The sequence below is a fragment of the Cupriavidus pinatubonensis genome (genome assembly GCF_019602855.1).
GTDB lineage: Bacteria > Pseudomonadota > Gammaproteobacteria > Burkholderiales > Burkholderiaceae > Cupriavidus > Cupriavidus pinatubonensis.
The window spans coordinates 422,303-443,736 of the sequence record NZ_CP080769.1; the positions used below are offsets into that span (position 1 = coordinate 422,303).

Here is a 21,434-nt window from a genome sequence, read left to right on the forward strand (position 1 = left end):
TCTTGGGAGGCTCTTCTTCAGAACTCTACTATCACGTACGTTGAGGGAACAAATGGCCCTTTGATCTCCTAGTTGATTAGTTGTAGCTGGCCCGCCACCCGAATAAAAGTTACTTATAGTGCACATACCTGATCCTATTGGATGGCGAAGAAGAGACGCCTCTGGTGAATGCTTGGGAGGCCTTTAGCTTTGACCCATCGGGATGCGTCCGTCTTCTTCAAGCACCTCAAGCATCCCTTGCACCTGAAAATCACACTGACGTAAATGGAGGCTTTATGAAACTGGTTGGCATGTTGGACTCACCCTACGTGCGCCGCGTGGCAATTTCTATGGAATTGTACGGAGTCAATTTTGAGCATCAATCGCTCTCGGTATTCAGTACCTTCGATGAGTTCGCGAAGATCAACCCGGTCGTCAAAGCGCCTACGCTGGTGCTAGACGACTCGACGGTACTGATGGATTCAAGCCTGATTCTCGACTATTTTGAAGCACTGGCGCCTGACGACAAAAAGCTGTTGCCACGGGAAGCCGCGGCACACGCCCTTGACTTGCAGCTGATCGGATTGTCGTTGGCTGCCTGCGAAAAAACCGTACAAATCGTTTACGAGCACAACCTACGACCGCCGGAAAAGCTTCACGAGCCGTGGCTCGACCGAGTGACGGGGCAACTGCTGGCCGCCTATTCAACCCTGGAAGAGCGATTGGCCAACCGCCAAAGCGAGTCATTGACGCAAGCGTCGCTTACCGCGGTAGTTGCCTGGTCCTTTACCCAATCCACCCTCGCTTCCGTAGTCAAGGCCGACGCGTTTCCCCATCTGCGACGCCATGCCAGGCTCACAGAAGAACTCCCAGCGTTCAAGAAATATCCAATCCTGTAACCCGCTTCAATAGCGCGCGAACTGCCACCAAGTAGGCGCGCGCCCGCCTCCTAATTGAACGGCACGCCCGCCTATGTACACTTTGTTCTTCACACCCACGGCCAATGGCTACAAAGTCCTCGTGATGCTGGAAGCCCTGGGCGCCCAGTACGATATCTGCCACATCAATCTGAGCCGCGACGAGCAACACCTGCCTGCGTTTTCCCGGCTCAACCGACACGCCAAGATTCCAGTACTGCTGGACAGGGACAACCAACAACTAGTAGCGGAGTCCGGCGCTATCCTGCTGTATTTGGCAGAGAAGCACGGACGTTTTATCGGCGCATCGCTGGACGCCCGATGGCAAGTCCTGCAGTGGCTGATGTGGCAGGTGAGTAGCCTGGGGCCGATGGCGGGCCAAAATTACCATTTCAATCACCAGGTACCGGAACCACACCCCTATTCGGCCGACCGCTATGTCGCACAGACTCACAGGCTCTTTCAGGTCTTTGAACAAGCATTGGCTTTGCAGCCCTACATCTGCGGCGACTACTCGATCGCGGATATGTCGATTTACCCGTGGATGCGTCTTCACAGGTTACTGCGCATCAATCTGGATGGCTTGCCTAGGACCGCTGATTACCTGCACAGAATGACCTCGCGCGCCGACATCCAGCGCGCCTATGTCATCGGTGCGCCGTATCAGGAAAGGCTAGAAGGCGACGTCGACAGGGTGCAAGCCATTGCCGACGCGCTTTACGGCGGCCATTAGGCGCCGCCAGCAATCACGGAAAGCGGCTTTCTTTGTTTGGCGCCGCAATCTCAGCCAGCGATCGTCTGCGCTGGCCAGCACGGGACCACCGGCGGCGGTGGTGGGGGCGGCTCGAAGGCCGTCTGCCGCATCCAGGTCTTCCGGCGTGTGCCTCAGCCGGCTGGAAGCCGTCCGCACTTACTTCAGCGTCTTCAACCGATTGTTCGCCGCAAGCGCGCCCTCGGTACCGGGATACTTGGCCACCACCTGTTCCAGCGTCTTGCGCGCGCCGCCTTCTGGCCGGACTCGAGCTGATTATTGGCCACCGCGATCATGGCGTGCGGCACCTTGGGATGCGTCGGATTGGCATCGATCATTTTGTGCAGCACCCAGGTGGACCCCTTATAGTCGCGCTGCGCGTAGAGCGAGTTGCCGAGCCAGTACTGCGCCAGCGGCAGGTACGGGCTCTGCGGATACTTCTTGATAAACGAGGAGAACGAATTCCCGGCGCTCTTGAAATCGCCCGCCTGGAAATGCTTGAGCGCGGCGTCGTATTCGGGCTTCTCGCCCGGCTGCGACGTGCCCTGGCGGTCTTCGACCGAAGCGTGCTGCGGCTCGAACTTCTTCAGGCGCGCATCCAGGTCGACGTAGTAGTCCTTCTGCTGCTTCTGCAGCGTCGCCACCGTGTTCTGCAGCACTTCGTTCTGGCCGCGTAGCCGCGCCACTTCCTGGCGTAGGCCTTCGAGCTGGTTCTGCAGATCGAGCGTAGTGCGGCTGTTCTGCTCAATGCGCTGGGTCGCCGTCGCCTGGAAGCTGTTGAACTGGTCGCGCAGGGTGATGACCGTTTTGCGCGCCTGCTCATCGTCGAACACCCCGGCATGTGCCGGCGTGGGTGGCAGCATACCGCCGCTCGCCATGGCGGCGAGCCACAACAGGGTGGAAACGTGTACTTTCATAAATGGGTCGTCGTGGGTTGTGTCGGTGAGCCCGCGTCAGATCGCTCTTGGTCTGCGGGCCAAATGCATCGGCAAGCCTATCCCACCCGGAAAAATTCCACACTCTGCCCCGCATTGACCGCCCGCTTGAGCCACGAGGGCATCTCGCCCCGCCCGTCCCAGGTCAGCCCTTCCGCGTTGCGGTAGCAGACCACCGGTGCCGGTGGAGGTGGCTCGGGTGGGGGCGGCGGCGGCGCGAAGCACCCCGCCGCGTCGAGCTCCTCGAGGGTGAGCCCGTAGTCGTCCATCTGCGCCTGGATCCAGCGGATCGCGTCCGACCGCTCAGTTTTTGCTGTCATCGCTGCCGTCACTGCTGTCGTTGCCTTCGTCCTGGTTGTTAGGCAGCGCCGTCGCCCCGGCTCATTGCCCGGCTCTTCCCCTTGGGCTTGCTGCGCAGTGGCCGCCGAACTTCCGGCCTTCCGAGTTCGCTAGATCCTATGTATGGGGGCGGACCGGCCGCGCCCGCCAACCTGTCGTTCAGGACAAGAGATCGATGAGGAAACGCTCGCGCTTCTTGCCAAGCCACGCGGGAGCCCGACCGCGCCCCGACCAGGTCTGGCCCGTCTTGGGGTTGCGGTACCTCGGCGCGGCCTTCGTCTTGGTCGGAACCGCGCGGGCAGCGGGCTCAACACTGGGCTTGCCCGCAATGTCCTCCATGCTGAGGTGGTACTCCTGCATCCACTGCCGAATCTCCTCCACGACCTTTGGCACCGCGGCTCGCAACTGCTCAAGTTGCGCATTGACAGAGGCCAGTTGAGCGAGCAGTGAGGACTGGGACGGGCTTTGGGTGGCGGTAGGCGCTTTTTGCTCCCGTCGCGGCTTCCGGGCTTGCCTCTTCTGAGTCGGCACTTCCGGGGCAGCCTCCACGCCAGGCAATGTTCTCTGCTTCGGTCCGCGCTTTCGGGTTGGGGTTTCTTGAGCCGTGACTTCCGGAGCGGCAACTTCAGCTAGGATTCTCGGCTTCCGACCGCGCTTCGGGGCCTGCGTCTCTTCCGGCGCTACTTCCGAAGCGGCAGTTTCGGTGAGCGCTTTCGCCTTCCGACCGCGCTTCGCGGCCCGCCTCGCTTCCGGCGCTGCTTCCGGAGCGGCAGTTTGGGTGAGCGCTTTCGGCTTCCGACCGCGCTTCGGGGCCCGTGTCTCTTCCGGCGCGGCTTCCGGAGCGGCAGTTTCGGCGAGCACTTTCGGCTTCCGACCGCGCTTCGGGGCATTCGCCTCTTCCGGCGCTGCTTCCGGAGCGGCAGTTTGGGTGAGCGCTTTCGGGTTGCGACCGCGCTTCGGGGTCCGCGTCTCTTCCGACGCTGCTTTCGGAGCGGCAGTTTCGGCGAGCACTTTCGGCTTCCGACCGCGCTTCGGGGCACTCGCCTCTTCCGGCGCTGCTTCCGGAGCGGCAGTTTGGGTGAGCGCTTTCGGGTTGCGACCGCGCTTCGGGGTCCGCGTCTCTTCCGACGCTGCTTTCGGAGCGGCAGTTTCGGTCAGCGCTTTCGGCTTCCGACCGCGCTTCGGGGCCTGCGTCTCTTCCTGCGCAGCTTCCGGAGCGGCAGTTTCGGTGAGCGCTTTCGGCTTTCGACCGCGCTTCGGGCCCCGCGTCTTTTCCGGTGCGGCTTCCGGAGCTGGGGCGTCAAGCGGGGCGACCGGGGCGGCCGTTTCGGTCCTTTCGTCCTCGGCGGCAGCTTCCGTCGGTTCGTCCGTGGCCAGGACTTCCACCGGCGCTTCGGCCACGGCTTCAGGGGTCGCTGCCGAAGGTATGGCTTCCATGGGCGCTTCGGGCAAGTCAGATTCCGTCAACGCCGCCGAGGCGGCGGCTTCCCTCGATGCTTCCCGTGCCACGTCTGCCGTTACAGCATCCGGGGCGGCGTAAGCCCGCCGGCGCCGATAGGACACCGTCGCCGTCGGGCCGCTCTCCCGGCTGGTCGACCAGAAGTCCAAGCGTCGGGCCTGAGTGTCAGCAGTGTCAACGCTGCCACGACCGACGCCTGCACCACTGGCTTCACCACTGAAGGGATCCGCGTCACGCATCGCCTCAGCGATGGGAATCTCCATCTGACCCAATCCGTCCGTCGCCTTGCTCTCGACAAGGGGTTCCACTGCTGGTTTTGGGGCCAATTCGTTCTCCTTCATTGCCGTCACTGCCGGTGCTGACGCTGCCTTATCCCATGGACGGTGAGACCTTGTCTCTGGCGTGTCGTTCGCTTCTCGCCTACGCCCTTCGGCGCCGGGATCCAGCGGAATCGCGTCCGCCCGCTCAGTCTTTGCTGTCATCGCTGGTGTCACTGCTGTCGTTGCCTTCGTCCTGATGGTCGGGGTGCGCCGCCCCCGGCGCGTTGCCCCGTTCTTCGCCCTGTTCTTTGGCCAGCTCATCCTGCTCAGCGTCCCCCTGACCGTCGCCTGGTTCTTCCGGCGCGGTCGCCGCCGAACGGTCGCCCTTGCGCCGCCTTCCACCACCACCACCACCGCCGTCGCGTTCGCGCGGCGCGACGCGCAAGGTGGCCAGCCACTGGCGCGCGAGGGCGGCTTCCGCTTCGGCCCGCTCGGCCCGGCGCTGCGCCGCGGCGAGCTCCGTTTGCACGGTGTCCAGGTCGCCCGCGACCTTGCGCTGCGCCTGCTCGGTGGCCGCGAGCCGATCAGCCAGCGCCGCGGCCTGTGCTTCCAGCTTCGCGCGGCCCTCCGCCTGCGCCACCGCGGCATCACGCGCCTCGCTGCGGGCCGTCGCCAGTTCCGCGCGCAGCTCGTCGGCCGTGCGCTCGCTCTTCTGGCGCGCGGTGCGCTCCTGGTCCAGTTCGCGCAAGCTGCGCCGCTCGCTGGCTTCGGCGCGTTCCTGCGCGAGCGTCACCGCCTCGCGGGCCCGTTCAAGCTCCGTCGAGAATTGGGTACGCAGTTCCGCCAGCTGGCGCCCCGCCACCTCCAGTTCCCCCCGCCCCGCTTCCCAGCGCGCCCGCGTGGCGGCGTGCGCCTGGCGCTCGGCCGCCAGTTGGGCCTGGATCGCGTCATGCGCCTGCCGGGCCTCGCCCAACTGCGCCGAGATCACCAGTGCGTCCTCGCGCGCAGCCGCGGTTTCGGCGCGCGCGGCATCGCGCTCGGCCTCGGCCGCATGCGCCGCGTCGCGGGCTTCCGCCCGGAGCGCCGCCAGTTCGCTGCTCGCCGCTTCGTTGGCGGCCTGCCAGATCGTCTTGATGGCGTCGGCGGCGACTTCCTTCAACGCATCGGGCAGATCCGGGTGGTCAATCGTGACACGCGTGCGCCCGCGCAACTCCTGCCAGAACTGCTGCAGCACCTCGGCGGGCGTGCCCATGCTGCCCTTGCGCACCAGGCTGTAGAGCTTGTTGGCGGTGGGCGTGACGCCGTAACGGAAGAACAGCAGGCCGCAGACCTCGCGGTACAACGCGCGGGTGTCGGGGAAGCGGCTGCGCAGCTCCGCCAGGTCGGCCTGCAGGGTGGTGTCGGTCAGATCGAGGTCGGCGGCCATCGGCAAAAAGCATCGTTGAGTGCTTATATATTACTACGTAATACGTTATTACTCAAACATAAAACGCCATAATTTAGACATAAGTGTTCTTATGTCTAGTAAATGGGCGGAAAGCGGGTCATCCTCAGCAGCCTTGTCGGTCGATTTAGACTAAGCTAGACTAAGTCCATTGTTGGGAGAAAACCATGCAGACGGTGAACATTCATGAGGCCAAAACGCACCTTTCGCGGCTCATCGAAGAGGTGGCGGCAGGCGACGAGGTCGTGATTGCCAAGGCGGGCAAGCCGGTGGTCCGGCTCGTGCCGTTCGTCACGCCCAAGCCCCCACGGCGCCTGGGCGGGCTGCAGGGCAAGATCCGCACGGCGGATGACTTCGACGCACCGCTCCCCGAGGACTTGCTGGCCGCCTTCGAGGGACGGTAATGCGCATCCTGCTCGATACCCATGTTTTCCTTTGGGCGGTCACGAATGACCCGAAGTTGAGCCAGACCGCACAGCGACTGATCGTGGATGCCGAGGAGGTCTTCATCAGTGCGGCCAGCATCTGGGAGATCGCCATCAAGGCGGGCCTCGACAAAATCGAAGTCGATGTCGACGAACTCATCGCTGAAATTACCGCCGCAGGCTTTCGCGAGCTTCCTGTGACGAACACGCATGCCGCCGCAGTGCGTCATCTGCCAAGCCACCATCGAGATCCGTTTGATCGGCTGCTGATCGCTCAGGCGATCATCGAACCACTGCGACTGCTCTCGGCAGACGAACACGTCTGGAAGTACTCCGACCTCGTCATTCGGGTTTAGGGGCCCACAGAAATCTCGGCAAGTGACGGCATATAAGCGGTCTGGTTTCCCGGTCCGCTGCTATGGCCGACTTCGCTTGGCAGCCGAGGGCGGCGCGATTCACCCAGATCCGCTGATTTGAAAATAAGGCGCCCACTCGTGGAACTGCCCCCGTCCCACCCCCGGACGGCCCGACTGCCCCGCTCCGGACCCCGCTGGGGCACCGTCACCTGCCAGCGGCACTGTCCGGCGCCGCTGGCAGCACCCGCGCCCCAGACCAGGCCGCCCGCAGCGCCGCGGCAGACGCTCTTGCCGCCGTCACCGCCTGGCTAGCGCGCTATGCCGACAGCGCGGCGACACTGACCCTACCGGCGCGAGGTCGAACGCTTGATCCTGGGGTCGGTGCTGCAACTGGGCAAGCCGCTGTCGTCGCATACGTACGGAGACCGGCCGCGAACGCCTGCACGCTCCGCGCTGGCGCTGGCGCTGGCGCTGGCTGTGCACAGTGCTCTATCTGGGCGACCTACGTGTGGCGGATGTCCTGGACACAACCGTGGGCGCCTTCTTCTGCCGGCGCGACACGCAGGGGACCGAGCGCTGTCGGCTGGAAGTTATCGGCAAGGACAACAAACCCCGCCTGGCGCCCACCACCGAAAAATTCGTAGTTTCATGATCATGAAACTACTTGGCAGGGCGAAAAAGGCCTCCGCCCGCCGTTGAAAACCGGATGGATTCAGGCTGCGCTTCCTTCCCGCGTTTCACGGCGGGTCGCCCCGCTCTTTTGCACTAAGCCAGTGATCCGCCCCAATCGCGCCCGTCAGGAGGGCTCAGCAAAGGCCCCTAGACCAGGGGGCTACCAGACCCCGCACTCAGTGTTTCCCCGAGATTGTCTCGACATTCACTTACCTGAATAATCGCGCCCTCAGCCACCATCACGCACGATGCAGAAAGGGGTTGTTGTCTAGTGATTGAAAGGAGTTCACATGTTTTGCTTCGAGTATGGAACAGGGAATGTGTATGCGCAGCTTGGCTTCGCAGACGCCGAAGAAATCCCCCTGAAAGCAAACATCGTGAAAGACATCACCGACCGCATCCGAGTCAGCGGGCTGAGGTTGTCGGAAGCCGCCACGCTGCTGGATACCCCGCAATCGGATCTGCTGCTGGCGCTGGCCGGAAAATTCCAGTCCTTCCGCGCAGCGGAACTGCGCACCTGGCGGGATAGGCTCGGCAATCCTGTGCAGTGATCCCCGTCAGGGATCAGGGCCCCACTTCCTCCCTTTCACGCTGATTTCTGCTGACCAAATTGATTTGGCAGGTAACCGCGCTCTTGGAAGCATGGCGATTTGCCATCCGTGATCATTCCCGGCGGAACGGTTTTGCCAATAGCCGGAACTGAGCGACGGCCGGCAGCTCTATAAGCCTCGGCAATTTCGACCGCCTCGCCGCGTGCCAGCAAGAGATGCTGTTGGGTTTGAGGCCTTGTCGATTAATTGCATTTCATAGTGGCTGTTAAGGCTCTTTTACTCCAGCTATACAGGTTTGCCTGACAAGCTCTAGCATCGGAGAGATCGAATCCAGTTCCGCGATAACCTGAGGCTCGGCACCGGCCGCCCGGAAGCAGTCGTCCAGCGGTTGGCGAGAGGTGAAATACGCCGGTAACAGCACCATACGACGATGCCGGTGCTCCCCCCGCCCTTCGTCAGTTCGCGAAGAAGCGGCGCTCCGCCTCAGCCGGTAGCGGCATGCCGGTGACCTTCGCCTTTTGCAGCACTTCCCAGAAATAGCGGTAAGTGGCGCGGTCGTGCAGTTCACCCTGGTACTGGATCGGGCCCCAGTCGGCGTCCTGCGCCGCCACCAGGATGCCGGCGGCGGCGTCCACTTCGTTGAAGTCCGGGCGCATGGCGTTGACGATCGGCTGGATCTGCGCCGGGTAGATGCTCCACATGCGCAGGAAGCCGAACTCGTTGCGCGCACGGCGCGCGTCGCCGGCGATGACCTCGGCGTCCTTCAGGTTCAGGCACACGTTGTGGGCCGGCACGATACCGTTGGCCAGCGCCGCCGCGACCATGTCGGACTTGGCGCGTGCCAGCAGCGCGTGCTCGAACTGGCCGGGGCTGCGCATCGCGGCGGCGGGAATGGCGCCGTGATGGCCGCTGACAAAGTCCATCAGGCCGAAGTCCAGCACCTCGATATTCGGCAGTTCGGCGATCTGGAATACGTCGCGCAGCGCGCCGTGGGTCTCGATCAGCACGTGGACCGGCACGGGCTGGTCGAGGCCAGACTTCTTGCCGGCCTCGGCGATATAGCGGATCACCTCCGCGACCTGGCCGCTGTTGGTGGCCTTGGGCACGGTGATATAGGCCAGACGGCTGCCGGCGCCGGCCACGATGATGTCGACGTCCTGGCGCCACGCCGGGTGCGACGGGTCGTGGATACGCGCGCCGGCGCGGTCGAAGCGGTTGCGGTCCGAGGCAATCATGCGCGCGACCATTTCGGCATGCTCGCGTTCCTGGCCGGCGGCGGCGCCATCCTCGCAGTCGCAGGTCACTTCGAAGACCGGACCGTACTCGACCTGCAGGTCCATGGCCTTGCCGATCAGCTTCTCGCTGCCGGCAAAGTGCTCGCACGCGGCAAGTACGGGGAATGCCTTTTCGCCGGCAAAGAGGGCGTCGCTCGGGTGCGTTACGCTGGTCATGTCTTGTCTCGCTGAAAGGATGGATACATTGGGGCACCCCGCACGCGTGGCTTACCGCTGGCGTTTCGGGATGGCAATGGTGTAGTCGAGGTCGAGCACGTAGAGCAAAGGAAGAGTTTTCCGAAAGTAATGTCGTCAATCGGCGCAGCAACCGAAGGCTTGTTAGCCGGATGCCTCCCCTTGACCCTACGTCAACCCGCTTTCTTCAGTTCGATCAGCAGGTCCTTCGCCGCCACACGATCCCCCTGTTTCACATACACAGCGGCAATCTCGCAATCGCGGTCCGCAGCGATATGCGTTTCCATCTTCATCGCCTCCAGTGCAAGCAGTGTCGTGCCAGCCGCGATCTTCTGCCCCGGCTGGACGGCCACGGTCACGATCGAGCCCGGCATCGGCGCGGCGATATGCAGCGGATTGTCGGGATCGGCAACGTTCTTGCTCTGGCGCGCCGGACCGGATGGCGCGGTGCTGTGCTGCTCGATCAGCGCCGTGCGGGATTGTCCGTTCAGCTCGAACTGGACCTTGATGTTGCCCTCCTCGACATCGGGATGTGTCCCCTGCAGCGATACCAGCAGGGTCTTGCCCTCCGCGATATCGATGGCCACCTCTTCCTGCGGCTGCAGGCCATACAGGAAGGCTGGCGTCGGCACCACCGACGTATCGCTGTAGGTCCGCACATGCGCGTGGTAGGCGATCGCCTGCTTGGGGTACATCAGGTACGACGCCAGCTGCTTGTCGTCGAGGGACTGTTCGCACGCCGCTTCAGCCTCGGCCCGCGCCGCGTCGAGATCAACCGCCGGAATCTGGTCGCCGGGCCGGTAAGGCACGGGCGGCTCGCCGCGCAGGACCTTGCGCGAGAGTTCCGCGGGGAAGCCGTCGGGCGGGAAGCCCAGTTCGCCCTTGAACAGCGAGACCACCGATTCGGGAAACGCAATCTCCTTGGCCGGATCGCCGACATCGGCGGCGCTCATGTCGTTGGCGACCATCATCAGTGCCATGTCGCCGACCACCTTGGACGTCGGCGTCACCTTCACGATGTCACCGAACATCTTGTTGACATCGGCATACGCGCGCGACACCTCCGTCCAGCGATGCTCGATGCCGAGCGAGCGGGCCTGCTCGCGCAGGTTGGTGTACTGGCCGCCGGGCATCTCGTGGCGGTAGACATCGGCCGTGCCGGCGCGGATCTCCGATTCGAACGGTGCGTAGTAGCGACGCACACCCTCCCAGTACATCGACGCCTCGTGCAGGCGTTCCAGGTCGAGTCCGGGGTCGCGCTCGCTGCCGGCCAGCGCCGCGGCGATGCTCGACAGGTTCGGTTGCGAGGTGAGCCCGCTCATCGCATCCAGCGCGCCATCCACCGCATCGCAGCCCGCACCGATGGCGGCCAGCGCGGAGGCGGCCGAGATACCGCTGGTATCGTGCGTATGGAAATGCACGGGCAGGCCGGTCTCTTCCTTGAGCGCCTTCACCAGCGCGGCGGCAGCCTGCGGACGGCAGATCCCCGCCATATCCTTGATGCCCAGCACGTGAACGCCCGCAGCTTTCAGTTCACGCGCGATCCCGACGTAGTACTTCAGGTCGTATTTGGGACGGGAACCGTCGAAGATATCGCCGGTGTAGCAAATCGCGCCTTCGCACAGCGCGCCGCTCTCGCCCACGGCATCAATCGCCACGCGCATATTGCGCACCCAGTTCAACGAATCGAACACGCGGAACACGTCCACGCCCGAGCTGGCGGCCTGGCGGACGAAGAACTTCACCACGTTGTCCGCGTAGTTCGTGTAGCCGACCGCGTTCGAGCCGCGCAGCAGCATCTGGAACAGGATGTTGGGCACGCGCTCGCGCAGTTGCTCAAGCCGCTGCCACGGGTCTTCCTTCAGGAAGCGCAGCGCCACGTCGAACGTGGCGCCGCCCCAGCATTCCATCGAGAACAGTTGCGGCAGTTCGCGCGCGTAGAACGGCGCGATCGGCAGCATGTCGGCGGTGCGCATGCGCGTGGCGAACAGCGACTGGTGCGCATCGCGCATGGTCGTGTCGGTCAGCAGCACACGCTTCTGTTCCAACATCCAGCGCGAGAACTTTTCCGCGCCAAGCTCGCGCAGCAGGTCGCGCGTGCCGGTCGGAAGTGCGCCAACGGTATCCACCTTGGGCAGCACCGGGCTGGGCAACGGCAGCGAAGGTAGCGTGCGGCCGTTGATTTCGGGATGCCCGTTGACACACACATCGCCAAGATAGCGCAGCAGCTTGGTCGCGCGGTCCTGCCGCTTGGCGAAGGCGAGCAGTTCCGGCGTCTTGTCGATAAAGCGCGTGGTGACCTCGCCCGAGCGGAAAGCCGGATGGTTGATGACGTTCTCGAGGAACTGCAGGTTGCACGCGACGCCGCGGATGCGGAATTCGCGCAGCGCGCGATCCATGCGCCGGATCGACTCGGGCGCCGTCGGCGCCCAGGTGGTGACCTTGACCAGCAGCGAATCGTAGTATGGCGTGATCACCGCGCCGCCGTAGGCGGTACCGGCATCAAGGCGGACGCCAAAGCCTGCGGCGCTACGGTAGGCGGAGAGCCGGCCATAGTCCGGCAGGAAGCCGTTTTCGGGGTCTTCGGTCGTGATCCGGCATTGCAGGGCATGCCCGTTCAGCGCGATCCCCGCCTGTTCCGGCACACCCGCCGCGCGCACCACGATCTTGCCGTCGGCATCGCGCGTGTTCTCGGTCATGCCGATATGGCCGCCTTCGGTGATGCGGATCTGCGCCTTGACGATATCGACACCGGTGACCATCTCGGTGACCGTGTGCTCGACCTGGATGCGCGGGTTGACCTCGATGAAATAGAACTGGCCGGAATCGGCATCCATCAGGAATTCGATCGTGCCCGCATGCGTGTAGCCGACCGCGCGCATCAGGCGCATGGCCGCGTCGCACAGTTCGGCCCGGCCAGCGTCGTCCAGATACGGTGCGGGTGCCCGCTCCACCACCTTCTGGTTGCGCCGCTGCACGGTACAGTCGCGCTCGTACAGGTGCACCAGGTTGCCATGCGTATCGCCCAGCGCCTGCACTTCCACGTGGCGCGCATTGCGCACCAGTTTCTCGACATAGACCTCGTCGTTGCCGAACGCGGCCAGCGCCTCGCGGCGTGCGGCCGGCAGCAAGCTCTCCAGATCCTGCTCGTTCTCCAGCATGCGCATGCCGCGCCCGCCACCGCCCCAGCTCGCCTTGAGCATCAGCGGGTAGCAGATGCCGGCCGCCAGGCGCTTGCACTCGTCCAGGTCATGCGGCAACGGATCGGTCGCGGGCATCACCGGCACGCCCGCCTCGATCGCCGCGTTGCGGGCCGCCACCTTGTTGCCCAGCTTGCGCATGACGTCCGGGGACGGGCCGACCCAGCGGATGCCGGCATCCATCACGGCTTGCGCGAATTCCGGGTTCTCCGAGAGAAAGCCATAGCCCGGGTGGATGGCATCCACCTTCGCCTTCCGGGCGATGCGCAGGATGTCTTCGATGTCGAGGTAGGCCGCCAGCGGCTTCTTGCCCTCGCCAACCAGATAGCTTTCGTCCGCCTTGAAGCGATGAAGCGCGAGGCGGTCTTCTTTCGAATAGATCGCCACGGTCCGGATATTCATCTCGGCCGCGGCGCGCATCACGCGGATCGCGATCTCGGAACGGTTGGCAATCAGCAGGGACTTGATGGGTGTGTAGTTCATGGGGCAAAAAGGCGAGTCAGCCATACGCCATAGGCATGGCATGCTGCGTGCCGGAGAGGCAGCGCGTTGAGTTGGCTCCTCAACGACGGACTCGGCGAGCTCTTTCGACGCCGAGCGCCGTAGCTGACCAACGCTGGGGCGTCGTTCCTCAGAAATCTGGAGATAGTCCACCAAAGCGACCTGACTTCAAATCCAGTCCTCATCAGCATTCGAGCGCCAAATGCTCGGTTGACCGAAGTCTGCTGTCTCGGCGCTCTGTCACGGTCAGATTTCCGCCACTGTTAGTGTCGTTGCATTCCCGCGGCATTCTGCTGCGAGCGAATCAGTTCGCCGTGATGCCGCCCTTCTTAGTGACTTCGCGCCATTGTGCGATGTCCGCCGACAGAGTGGCTTGGAAATGGGGGGGTGTATCCAGCATCAGTTCGATGCCGCGGGAAGCGAACGTTTTCCGCACCTCCGGCGTGTCCAGTCCCTTGCGAAGCGCCTGGTAGATTCTATCGACGACCTGAGGGCTCAACTTCGGCGGAGCGAGGATGCCGAACCATGTGGTTACCATATAGCCTGCTACGCCGGATTCCTTCAGGGTGGGAATGTCTGGCGCGATGCTGGTTCGCGCGCCGCTGGTTACCCCTAACGCTCGCAGTTGACCGCTCTGGATAAATGGCAAGGACGACGGGAGCGTGTCGAAGTATGCCGTCACATGCCCACCAATAAGGTCAGTAATGACTTGAGAGCTTCCCTTGTAGGGGATATGACGCAGGTTCTTCAATCCCGTGGACTGCGTGAACAGTTCGCCAGCCATGTGCGTGATGTTTCCAGTGCCGGCCGAACCGTAAGCGACAGGCTCCCTGCTTGCGGCAACGTACTTGACGAACTCACCCACGGACTTTGCCGGCGTCTTGGCGTTAACAACCAGGACCAAGGGCGTGAACCCAACATTCGAAATCGGCGTGAAGTCACGTAACGGGTCATAAGGCAGCTTTGACATCAGCACGGGGCTGATTGACTGGCTTGCCGGCACACCGAGCAACAACGTGTAGCCATCGGCTGGCATACGCGCCACATCCCCTGCAGCAATCGTTCCATTAGCACCAGGCTTGTTCTCTACGACGACGCTTACGCCCAGCGTCTCGCCGAGGTGCTGACCAACAACGCGCGCCACATAATCCGCGCCGCCGCCAGGGGGAAATCCCACCACAAGTCGAATCGGGCGATCCGGATAGCCGCCTGCATGCGCCAGAGTTGATGCCAAACCGAGCACGCAGCTCAGCAAGAAATGCTGTCTTTGAATTTTGGTTCGCATAGTGTCTCCTCCAGCATGCTCTAACGGAACTGGATTGGTATGCCGGGCCGGCGGACAAATCTTTTGAGGCGTAGTAGTCAGTCTTTATATATGGCGTGTTCGACGGGCGGCTCTTTCGGCTTGTACAGCTCCGGCCATAGCCTAGTCACAACATCGCGTTGCGCTGCGTAAGCGAAACAGCTATCCACCTTCTTTCTCCGTTCGGCGCCGTTGCCGGGCGCATTGATGCGAGCGATGCGCATAGGAGCTAAACCCTGGAATGCAGTCGTGGCCATCGGCCCAAGCAGTTCCAAAACATGCGTACATGACATCGGGCCGCCGAGCACGTTCTTCACCCGCTTAATCCAGCCGGGGCCGATGCGCATCCCATTGAGTGGGAACAGCGATTGCTCGGCACCGCGGCAAGTCTCGAACGGCGTGGTGGCCAACTCTGCGGTGGCCTCATGCACCACTAGGTCAGCATCCACGACTAGACGCACTGAAATCCGGTGAAGCGGCGTGCCGGGCGGAGAATCCTCCGCCGCTAGCTGTCGCCGAAAGGCATGGGCCTTGGTATCAAGGAGCCGGCCCTCGATTTCGAACAGTCCGTCGCTGCGGCGACCAAACGTTGTCTCAATCTGACGGCAGTGCATCGGCACGATTTCTACAGTTGAATCCATGATGAATCACCTGCTATGTGATAGGCCGCGTCCTAGGTCGTGACTACAGCCCCTTCGCTAACCATCTGACGAGCACGGTCCACCACCGGCTTGTCAATCATCTTGCCGTCCAGCGCGGTAGCTGCGCCGTGGCTGGATTCGAAGGCGTCAAGCACCCTTCGGGCCCATTCGAGCTCTTCGACGCTCGGTGCGAACGCCGCGTTGACCGGCGCGACTTGTGCCGGATGGATGCAGAGCTTTCCACCGAAACCCAGTTGTCGTGAACGACGCGCATCCTGCACGATGGCGGCCTCAGCGGTGAAGTTCACACTGACGCCATCAATCGGTGCAGCCAGGCCCGCGTAGCACGATGCCAAGACGAGGTTCGTGCGGATCGCCGTGAGGGCGTCGGCTTCATCCGAAATTCCGGACTCCGCGGAGAAGTCTACGCTGCCAAAGGCGATTCTTTCCAAGCCCCGGATGCCAACGATCTCATGCAAACGGAGAAATCCTTTGACAGTCTCGAGCAAGGCCAAGGTGCGCCTATTGGGCAGCATTCCGATGAGCGTCTTCAGCGACCGGTCGTCCGCCTTCGGCAACATGACCCCAACGCCCGGATAGTCGGCAAGCATGCGCAGGTCTTCCTCAAACCATTCGGTGTCTGCCGCGTTAATGCGCACAAACACGTCTCGCTGCGTTGCGAGCCAACTCGCCACGCTGTCACGCGCAGCCGCCTTGTCGGCGGGTGCCACGGCGTCCTCGAGGTCGACCACCACGTGATGGGCGCCACTGGCAAGGGCTTTGGCGAAGCGCTCGGGCTTGTGGCCCGGCACAAACAGGTAACTCCTAGCGATTCGCGTCATGACGTCTCACTCGAACACGACGTCGTCGGACGTGGCAATGGTACAGAAGCGCTTCAGACCTTGAAGCGCCTGGTCGTGTTCCTCGTCCGACGGGGCGCAACAGCAATCCGAAAGCACCGTGACGGCATAGTCTCGGTCGTGGCCTTCGCGCACGGTCGCCTGGACGACCGCGTTGGTCGAGACGCCAGAGCAATAAATTCGCTTGATTCCTTGCGCACGCAGTACCGCTTCGAGGCTGGTCGCGTAGAAGGGGCTGACCCGATGCTTGACGATATCGAAGTCTTCCTCCTGTCGGCCCAGGTCCGGATGTACTTCGGTGCCCCATGTGCCCAGTTTGAACAGACCGTTCTTCTTGGCCAACGAGAAGATCGGAGAATTCGGAGGACATTCCCGATAGTCGGGAGAGAACCCAACGCGAACAAAGCCAATGTGCAACCCGGCCTGACGCGCCTTGGCCACAGCATTGCGCGTCTTCGAGATCAAGTCGCGTTTGCGCACCTGGTCGCCGTAGGCGGCTTTTCCATTGGGACCGTCCGTGTGGACGAGATCATTCATCATGTCCAGGACGAGATAGATGGCGTCTTTCATTGGTTTCCTCAATTTCAGAGAATGACTTCCCGCGCTTCCAGGTCGGAGCGCTGCGCGGTGCTCAGCCCCAGCAACTCACCGAAGACATAGTCTTCGTCCTGACCGAGCTCTGGCGTCAGGCGTCGGATTCCCACTGCGTCGGTGTGGCTGAAGCTCGCCGGGGTGCCGACAGCAAGCCGCGGCGGAATCCCGGGGGCGCTGACTTCGACCAGCGCGTTTCGCGACCGCATATGCGCGTCACCCGCAACGTCTTCCATGTTCCAGGAAACGTGTGCGCAAACGCCGCGTTGCTGAAGCTCGCTCGCGATAGCGTCGGCATCTCGGGATGCCAGCCACTCACCGACCATGGCGTCGAGTTCGTCGCGATGACAAATGCGTCCTCCAGCGGTGGCAAACCGCAGATCCTCCAGCGCTGTTCCGCCCGCGACGCGCGCAAACGTCCGCCACTCCGCGTCGTTACGAATCGCGAGAGTCAGCCACCGGTCGGGCTGTGCCGTGGCGTAGACGCCGTGAGGAGCCATGCCAGGATGTGTGTTGCCCGGTCGCACTGGCGTCTCGCCGACGCTGGCCTGCAGCAAAGCGTCCCCGATCATTGCGGAGGCGACCTCACGCGCCGCGAGGTCCACGTGTTGCGCTTGGCCTGTACGTCGCCTTTGATGCAGGGCAGCCACCGTAGCGGTAGCGGCGTGGAGCCCCGCGGAGTGGTCCATCACGTGGCGCATTTCCATGGGAGGACCGTCGGAATAGCCGGACATCCACCCAAGTCCTCCCCACGCACCGAACAGCGGCGCATAGCCAGAGAAGTGCGAATCAGGTCCGCTCTGCCCACAGGATGAAAGCGACAGCATGACGAGGTCTGGCTTGCATTGGCGCAATGCATCGAAGCCCAAGCCCAACCGGTCCATCACACCGGGCCGGAAGCTCTCTGCCGCGATATCCGAAAGGGAAACCAAGCGCTTCGCCAGGGCCACGGCCTCGGGATGCTTGAGGTTCAGGCGAACTGACAGCTTGTTCGCCGAAACCTGGTCGAAGGTGGCTGCGGACATGCGACCGTACACCGCGTGCGGCTTGCGAAACGCGTCAGGGCGGGTCCGACTTTCAATCTTGATGCACTCCGCGCCGAGCTGGGACAACAGGTGCGTACAGAATGGACCGGCCGCATGAATCGTAAAGTCGGCGATCCGGACGCCGGCGAGCGGCGCATTTGTCTGAGTGAGAGTCGTCATTGAACGGCCTCCTCGGAGAGTTCGCCCAATGCGGGGACCCGACCGCCACCTGGCAGCGGCGAACAACGGAACTGAAACGGCGCCGTGAGAAGGTCAACTCGGCGACCGCTCTCAAGCGTGGTCTTGGCGAACAGGGAGCGCGCAGTTTCCTGCTCTCCGTTCAGCACCTCCGCCGGCGTGCGGTACTTTGCCGCCGGCACGCCCAAGGCTTGCGCCCGACTGACGATGTCTTCCACTGCGTGTTCCCGCATCCAGGCGCGAATGTGGGCGTTAAGCTCAGTTCCGCGGCGACTACGCTCAAGAGGGTCTTGCAGCGTTTCATCCAAGGCCCATGCTGGTTCGCCGAGCAGTTGCACCAGCGCCTGCCATTGTCGATCTTCGAGAGTGAGCACTTCTACGTAGCCATCTTTCGCTTCGAATACGCCACCATACCGGAAGCTGCGCGTGGTTCGATGCTCCAGCGAGCCGTCGCCCAACCGTTGCAGGGCGAAAGCGCCCACAGCGAGGTTCGCGTCCTGGACCGATACGTCGACGTACTGCCCGCCCGTCATCGGCACTGCCCACCACGCGCTGAGAGCACACCACGCCGCGGCGCAGCCGCCCTGGTAGCTGGCGAAGTTGCCGTAGACTTTCAAAGGCGGTCGGTCCGGAAACTGCTCGCAAGACAGACCATTGGGAAGGAGGAAGCCTTCCCCGCCGGCATGAACGAGGTTCACCTCTTCAGCATCCCAGTGCGCCTTGGGCCCGGTAGCCCCATATGGCAACACACTCACATGCACCAGCTTCGGGTAGCGCGCAGCGGTGTCTTCCGACGCCAGACCCTGCGCTGCACGCTCTCGCAGGGGCGTGTCATCCAGCAGGATGTCAGCATCGGCCAGTTCACGAGCCATGAGGTCTCGCCCTTCGGCAGTGCTCAGGTCGCAAATCAGGCTGTGCTTTCCTGCAGCCAGAAAGGCGAAGAGCGCACTCTCGCCCGTGTCTTCCAAGATTGGAGCCGCCCTGCGCAGCGGGCTGCCCGTGGTCGGCTCCAGCATCACCACTTGCGCTCCCATCGCAGCGAGCAGCCGCCCGGCGTAGGCGGCCGCAACTGTACGCGATCGCTCTATGACGCGGCAGCCAGCCAGGGGAAGCGTGGTGTCGTTTTGCCTGTCGGTTGACAGCATTTGACTCTCTCGCAGGGTTGCCCGTAGGTCGATTAGCGGGTGATCGGCAGCTCCAGGTCCACAGCCGAGCCGTCGAGGAACGCCTTCAGCTTGACGTCGCGAGACGGCAGGGCAACCGTGGCGATGCCCGGGGTAGTTACCTCGCCACGCTGATTCTCTGCAGCCAGCTCGATGTCGACCAGGCCGACGTTGTCCTTGACGTACTTGCGTACGACCTTGCCCTTGCAGAACGTGGTGTCGCCGACGATGTTGAAGCGGCGCATTTCCGTGCGCACGCGCTTGAGCACGCCTGCGTCGCCCATCCAGTTGGTCACCAGCGAGGCCATCCACGACGAGCGTTGCGGACCGTAGTCGTAGGTGCCCGGCACGCCGACTTCCTTGGCCACGGATTCGCGGTGATGGCCAATACCCGTGTACTCCACGCCGCCTCCCGCCTCAGGGTTGCGGAAAAAGTGGCCCGGGTGTTTGACCGCGGCCTGCAGGACAACACCGTGCGTGTGACCACGACCACAGCCGACCAGGAAGCCCATCGTGTCCATCAGCGAAAGAGGGCCTCGAGCGATGGTCGGCAGTTCTTCGCCTACCTGCACTTCCTCCCAGTATCGGACATTGGAGCCGCGGATGTTTTTCGGCTCGTTGAGCACCATTTCGTCAATGCGATCGAATTCCTCGTTCGAGTACTCGTGCTGGACGATTTCCTTGTACTTGCCGGTATCGCGAGCGGCTTTGCGCTCGTGGCGCGTGCAAGTTCCCAAAGCGCGAGCAACGAGTTCGCCGCGTTGGTTGAAGTAGCTCGCTTCGACGTACTGAAGCACCAGTCGACCAGAGAACTGGCTGTGCTTTTCCTCCACGCCGACCACGCGCTCGATAGCGGTGATCCGGTCGCCGGGGCGCACGTGGCGGAACAGCTCCCAGTCATTGCCGGCGTAGAAACCGTGCACGCCTGGCAGGCCCCAACGGGTGCGGCCGAGCCAGCCAAATGCCATGGGAAACATCGGGTGGCCGAGCTGCGTGCCATAGCGGGTGCCGGATGCATAGCCAACGTCGCGGTACAGCGGGTTCAGGTCACCGATGCCGTTGCACCAGTTGCGCAGAGTGTCGGCAGTCGCGTCTTGCAGGTACGGGCCTTCCGGACGCAGATGCAGACCGATCATTGCCTTGGCATCGGCGATAGCTTCGTCAGTGATGCGACCTTCGGCGGGTGCGTTACCGACATCGTTTTGGGCGGGGGTCATAACGGCATTCAAGGCAAGTCTCCTATTTCAGTTGCAGCGTGGTCGGCAAAAGTGCCGTGGTTGAAAATGATGTTTAATGCAGAATGCATTCTTTTTGTCGGGACGTCAACGCGCGATTGCGCGGTCGCCACCTAGGGATTCTACTTAGTCAGTTAGTCTGCGTGGAGGTCGGCAGCAACGATCAACGCCCCCCAACGTTTGCGTTCACTCTTCACAAACTCGGCTAATACAGCGGGTTTCATGTACTCCGGATCGATGCCCAGCTCTACCAACTTTCGCTGGAGGGAGGGCTTTTCGAGCGCTAGGCGGACATGCTCACTGAGTTTGACGACGACCGCGGCGGGAGTGCCTTTCGGAATAAATAATGCATCCCATGCGACCAAAGAGAAGTTTGGAACACCTTGGTCCGCTATCGGCTTCACGCCCTCAAGTACGGCACTACTCTTGCTGGACGAAATGCCGAGTGCTCGCAACTTGCCGCTCTGAATGTGCGAGCGAGTGGCTGCAACGGTGTCGATTACGAGGGGAATCTGCCCGCCTAGCACGTCCGTGGTCGACTGGCCCGATGTTTTGTACTTCACGCCGAATAGCGGCGCCTGAGCTGACTGCACAAACTGAGCAAAGACTACGCTCGCAGTCGTACTGGGCAAGCCAACATTGATGGTGTTCGGCCTGGCACGCGCCTGCTGGACCAATTTGGCGATGCCATTCGTTGGAAAGTCGGTGGCGGCGCAGATCACCATCGGGAGCAACCCAAGCATCGCCACCGCATCAAAATCCCTGGCCGGCTGATAGCCCAGATTCGAATAGAGAAATTCGTTTGCGGCCAGGGTGGCGTTTGTCCCAAGAAGGATCGTATATCCATCAGGATCGGCTTTCGCCACCATGGCTGCACCAATGTTGCCGCCAGCGCCAGGCCGATTCTCCACCACAAACGACTGGCGTAGCGACCCAGACAACTCCTGCGCTAGCAGACGTGCAATCAAGTCAGCACCCTGCCCTGGCCCGTATGGCACGATGATGCGCACGGGCTTGTTTGGCCAATCCCCTTGCGCGAGCGCGCTCAGCGAAAGCATGGCGGAAGCTACGCCCAGTGCGATTAGGCTAGTGTTTAGAATGAATCCGCGTCGTGCGCGTCCGTCGGACTGCGACATGCCTGTCTCCGATATGTTGGTGTA

At 62.7% G+C, this 21,434-nt stretch carries 18 protein-coding genes and 1 pseudogene; 5 read left to right on the forward strand and 14 right to left on the reverse strand.

The genetic code is table 11. From position 1 onward, the window contains the following. Positions 1–275 precede the first annotated feature (275 nt). Positions 276–878, forward strand: coding sequence for a glutathione S-transferase (locus tag K2O51_RS33790; RefSeq protein ID WP_220631984.1), 603 nt, complete (start codon positions 276–278; stop codon positions 876–878). A 73-nt stretch (positions 879–951) separates the two neighbouring features. Continuing rightward, a complete protein-coding gene (locus K2O51_RS33795) occupies positions 952–1,629 on the forward strand; it encodes a glutathione S-transferase family protein (RefSeq protein ID WP_220631985.1) in 678 nt (225 codons plus the stop codon). A gap of 177 nt (positions 1,630–1,806) precedes the next feature. Here K2O51_RS33795 and ybgF read toward each other — a convergent pair. The 4 genes and pseudogenes from ybgF to K2O51_RS33815 all read right to left on the reverse strand — a co-directional run bounded on the left by ybgF (position 1,807) and on the right by K2O51_RS33815 (position 6,066). After that, positions 1,807–2,564: pseudogene (gene ybgF, locus K2O51_RS33800) on the reverse strand (tol-pal system protein YbgF). 77 nt (positions 2,565–2,641) lie between these two features. Beyond that, a complete protein-coding gene (locus K2O51_RS33805) occupies positions 2,642–2,902 on the reverse strand; it encodes an H-NS histone family protein (protein ID WP_220631986.1) in 261 nt (86 codons plus the stop codon). Positions 2,903–3,080: 178 nt separating this feature from the next. Next, entirely contained in the window at positions 3,081–4,721 is a 1,641-nt protein-coding gene (locus K2O51_RS33810) for an H-NS histone family protein (RefSeq protein ID WP_245001994.1), read from the reverse strand. 124 nt (positions 4,722–4,845) lie between these two features. Beyond that, on the reverse strand, positions 4,846–6,066 hold the full coding sequence (locus K2O51_RS33815; RefSeq protein ID WP_220631988.1) for a DNA-binding protein: 1,221 nt from the start codon (positions 6,064–6,066) through the stop codon (positions 4,846–4,848). A gap of 185 nt (positions 6,067–6,251) precedes the next feature. On the opposite strand from K2O51_RS33815, the gene K2O51_RS33820 reads away from it, so the two are divergent. From K2O51_RS33820 to K2O51_RS33830, 3 genes are all read left to right on the forward strand, one after another. Then, the gene (locus K2O51_RS33820) at positions 6,252–6,488 is read left to right on the forward strand and encodes a type II toxin-antitoxin system Phd/YefM family antitoxin (RefSeq protein WP_220631989.1); all 237 of its coding nucleotides are present in this window, start codon (positions 6,252–6,254) and stop codon (positions 6,486–6,488) included. After that, the gene (locus K2O51_RS33825; RefSeq protein WP_220631990.1) at positions 6,488–6,865 is read left to right on the forward strand and encodes a type II toxin-antitoxin system VapC family toxin; all 378 of its coding nucleotides are present in this window, start codon (positions 6,488–6,490) and stop codon (positions 6,863–6,865) included. Before K2O51_RS33820 ends, K2O51_RS33825 begins: the two co-directional genes overlap by 1 nt. 962 nt (positions 6,866–7,827) lie before the next feature. Continuing rightward, the gene (locus K2O51_RS33830; protein WP_220631991.1) at positions 7,828–8,088 is read left to right on the forward strand and encodes an XRE family transcriptional regulator; all 261 of its coding nucleotides are present in this window, start codon (positions 7,828–7,830) and stop codon (positions 8,086–8,088) included. Positions 8,089–8,543: 455 nt separating this feature from the next. Here K2O51_RS33830 and K2O51_RS33835 read toward each other — a convergent pair whose 3' ends face one another. From K2O51_RS33835 to K2O51_RS33880, 10 genes are all read right to left on the reverse strand, one after another. Then, positions 8,544–9,539: an HpcH/HpaI aldolase/citrate lyase family protein gene (locus K2O51_RS33835; RefSeq protein WP_220631992.1), complete on the reverse strand. Its 996-nt coding sequence runs from the start codon at positions 9,537–9,539 to the stop codon at positions 8,544–8,546. Positions 9,540–9,730: 191 nt separating this feature from the next. After that, positions 9,731–13,240: a pyruvate carboxylase gene (locus K2O51_RS33840; protein ID WP_220631993.1), complete on the reverse strand. Its 3,510-nt coding sequence runs from the start codon at positions 13,238–13,240 to the stop codon at positions 9,731–9,733. Between the two features lie 322 nt (positions 13,241–13,562). Then, positions 13,563–14,543 (reverse strand): Bug family tripartite tricarboxylate transporter substrate binding protein, encoded by a 981-nt coding sequence (locus tag K2O51_RS33845; protein ID WP_220631994.1) that lies wholly within the window; start codon positions 14,541–14,543, stop codon positions 13,563–13,565. 77 nt (positions 14,544–14,620) lie between these two features. Next, complete coding sequence (locus K2O51_RS33850) at positions 14,621–15,202, reverse strand: DUF2889 domain-containing protein (RefSeq protein WP_220631995.1); 582 nt, start codon at positions 15,200–15,202, stop codon at positions 14,621–14,623. A 32-nt stretch (positions 15,203–15,234) separates the two neighbouring features. After that, on the reverse strand, positions 15,235–16,044 hold the full coding sequence (locus K2O51_RS33855) for an HpcH/HpaI aldolase/citrate lyase family protein (protein WP_220631996.1): 810 nt from the start codon (positions 16,042–16,044) through the stop codon (positions 15,235–15,237). A 6-nt stretch (positions 16,045–16,050) separates the two neighbouring features. Then, a complete protein-coding gene (locus K2O51_RS33860; protein WP_220631997.1) occupies positions 16,051–16,632 on the reverse strand; it encodes a cysteine hydrolase family protein in 582 nt (193 codons plus the stop codon). Between the two features lie 14 nt (positions 16,633–16,646). Further along, a complete protein-coding gene (locus K2O51_RS33865) occupies positions 16,647–17,858 on the reverse strand; it encodes a CaiB/BaiF CoA transferase family protein (RefSeq protein WP_220631998.1) in 1,212 nt (403 codons plus the stop codon). Further along, entirely contained in the window at positions 17,855–19,021 is a 1,167-nt protein-coding gene (locus tag K2O51_RS33870; RefSeq protein ID WP_220631999.1) for a CoA transferase, read from the reverse strand. The genes K2O51_RS33865 and K2O51_RS33870 overlap by 4 nt, the downstream gene beginning before the upstream one ends. A gap of 32 nt (positions 19,022–19,053) precedes the next feature. After that, positions 19,054–20,256, reverse strand: coding sequence for an FAS1-like dehydratase domain-containing protein (locus K2O51_RS33875; RefSeq protein ID WP_220632000.1), 1,203 nt, complete (start codon positions 20,254–20,256; stop codon positions 19,054–19,056). A gap of 152 nt (positions 20,257–20,408) precedes the next feature. Continuing rightward, a complete protein-coding gene (locus K2O51_RS33880) occupies positions 20,409–21,410 on the reverse strand; it encodes a Bug family tripartite tricarboxylate transporter substrate binding protein (protein ID WP_220632001.1) in 1,002 nt (333 codons plus the stop codon). Positions 21,411–21,434 lie beyond the last annotated feature (24 nt).

What these genes read in the sequence shown, in the direction of transcription:
- K2O51_RS33830 (WP_220631991.1), top strand. Translation starts at nt 7,828, where the DNA reads ATGTTTTGCTTCGAGTATGGAACAGGGAATGTGTATGCGCAGCTTGGC.
- K2O51_RS33850 (WP_220631995.1), bottom strand. Translation starts at nt 15,202, where the DNA reads ATGGATTCAACTGTAGAAATCGTGCCGATGCACTGCCGTCAGATTGAG.
- K2O51_RS33845 (WP_220631994.1), bottom strand. Translation starts at nt 14,543, where the DNA reads ATGCGAACCAAAATTCAAAGACAGCATTTCTTGCTGAGCTGCGTGCTC.
- K2O51_RS33835 (WP_220631992.1), bottom strand. Translation starts at nt 9,539, where the DNA reads ATGACCAGCGTAACGCACCCGAGCGACGCCCTCTTTGCCGGCGAAAAG.
- K2O51_RS33815 (WP_220631988.1), bottom strand. Translation starts at nt 6,066, where the DNA reads ATGGCCGCCGACCTCGATCTGACCGACACCACCCTGCAGGCCGACCTG.
- K2O51_RS33870 (WP_220631999.1), bottom strand. Translation starts at nt 19,021, where the DNA reads ATGCTGTCAACCGACAGGCAAAACGACACCACGCTTCCCCTGGCTGGC.
- K2O51_RS33880 (WP_220632001.1), bottom strand. Translation starts at nt 21,410, where the DNA reads ATGTCGCAGTCCGACGGACGCGCACGACGCGGATTCATTCTAAACACT.
- K2O51_RS33840 (WP_220631993.1), bottom strand. Translation starts at nt 13,240, where the DNA reads ATGAACTACACACCCATCAAGTCCCTGCTGATTGCCAACCGTTCCGAG.
- K2O51_RS33865 (WP_220631998.1), bottom strand. Translation starts at nt 17,858, where the DNA reads ATGACGACTCTCACTCAGACAAATGCGCCGCTCGCCGGCGTCCGGATC.
- K2O51_RS33795 (WP_220631985.1), top strand. Translation starts at nt 952, where the DNA reads ATGTACACTTTGTTCTTCACACCCACGGCCAATGGCTACAAAGTCCTC.
- K2O51_RS33810 (WP_245001994.1), bottom strand. Translation starts at nt 4,721, where the DNA reads ATGAAGGAGAACGAATTGGCCCCAAAACCAGCAGTGGAACCCCTTGTC.
- K2O51_RS33825 (WP_220631990.1), top strand. Translation starts at nt 6,488, where the DNA reads ATGCGCATCCTGCTCGATACCCATGTTTTCCTTTGGGCGGTCACGAAT.
- K2O51_RS33820 (WP_220631989.1), top strand. Translation starts at nt 6,252, where the DNA reads ATGCAGACGGTGAACATTCATGAGGCCAAAACGCACCTTTCGCGGCTC.
- K2O51_RS33855 (WP_220631996.1), bottom strand. Translation starts at nt 16,044, where the DNA reads ATGACGCGAATCGCTAGGAGTTACCTGTTTGTGCCGGGCCACAAGCCC.
- K2O51_RS33860 (WP_220631997.1), bottom strand. Translation starts at nt 16,632, where the DNA reads ATGAAAGACGCCATCTATCTCGTCCTGGACATGATGAATGATCTCGTC.
- K2O51_RS33875 (WP_220632000.1), bottom strand. Translation starts at nt 20,256, where the DNA reads ATGACCCCCGCCCAAAACGATGTCGGTAACGCACCCGCCGAAGGTCGC.
- K2O51_RS33790 (WP_220631984.1), top strand. Translation starts at nt 276, where the DNA reads ATGAAACTGGTTGGCATGTTGGACTCACCCTACGTGCGCCGCGTGGCA.
- K2O51_RS33805 (WP_220631986.1), bottom strand. Translation starts at nt 2,902, where the DNA reads ATGACAGCAAAAACTGAGCGGTCGGACGCGATCCGCTGGATCCAGGCG.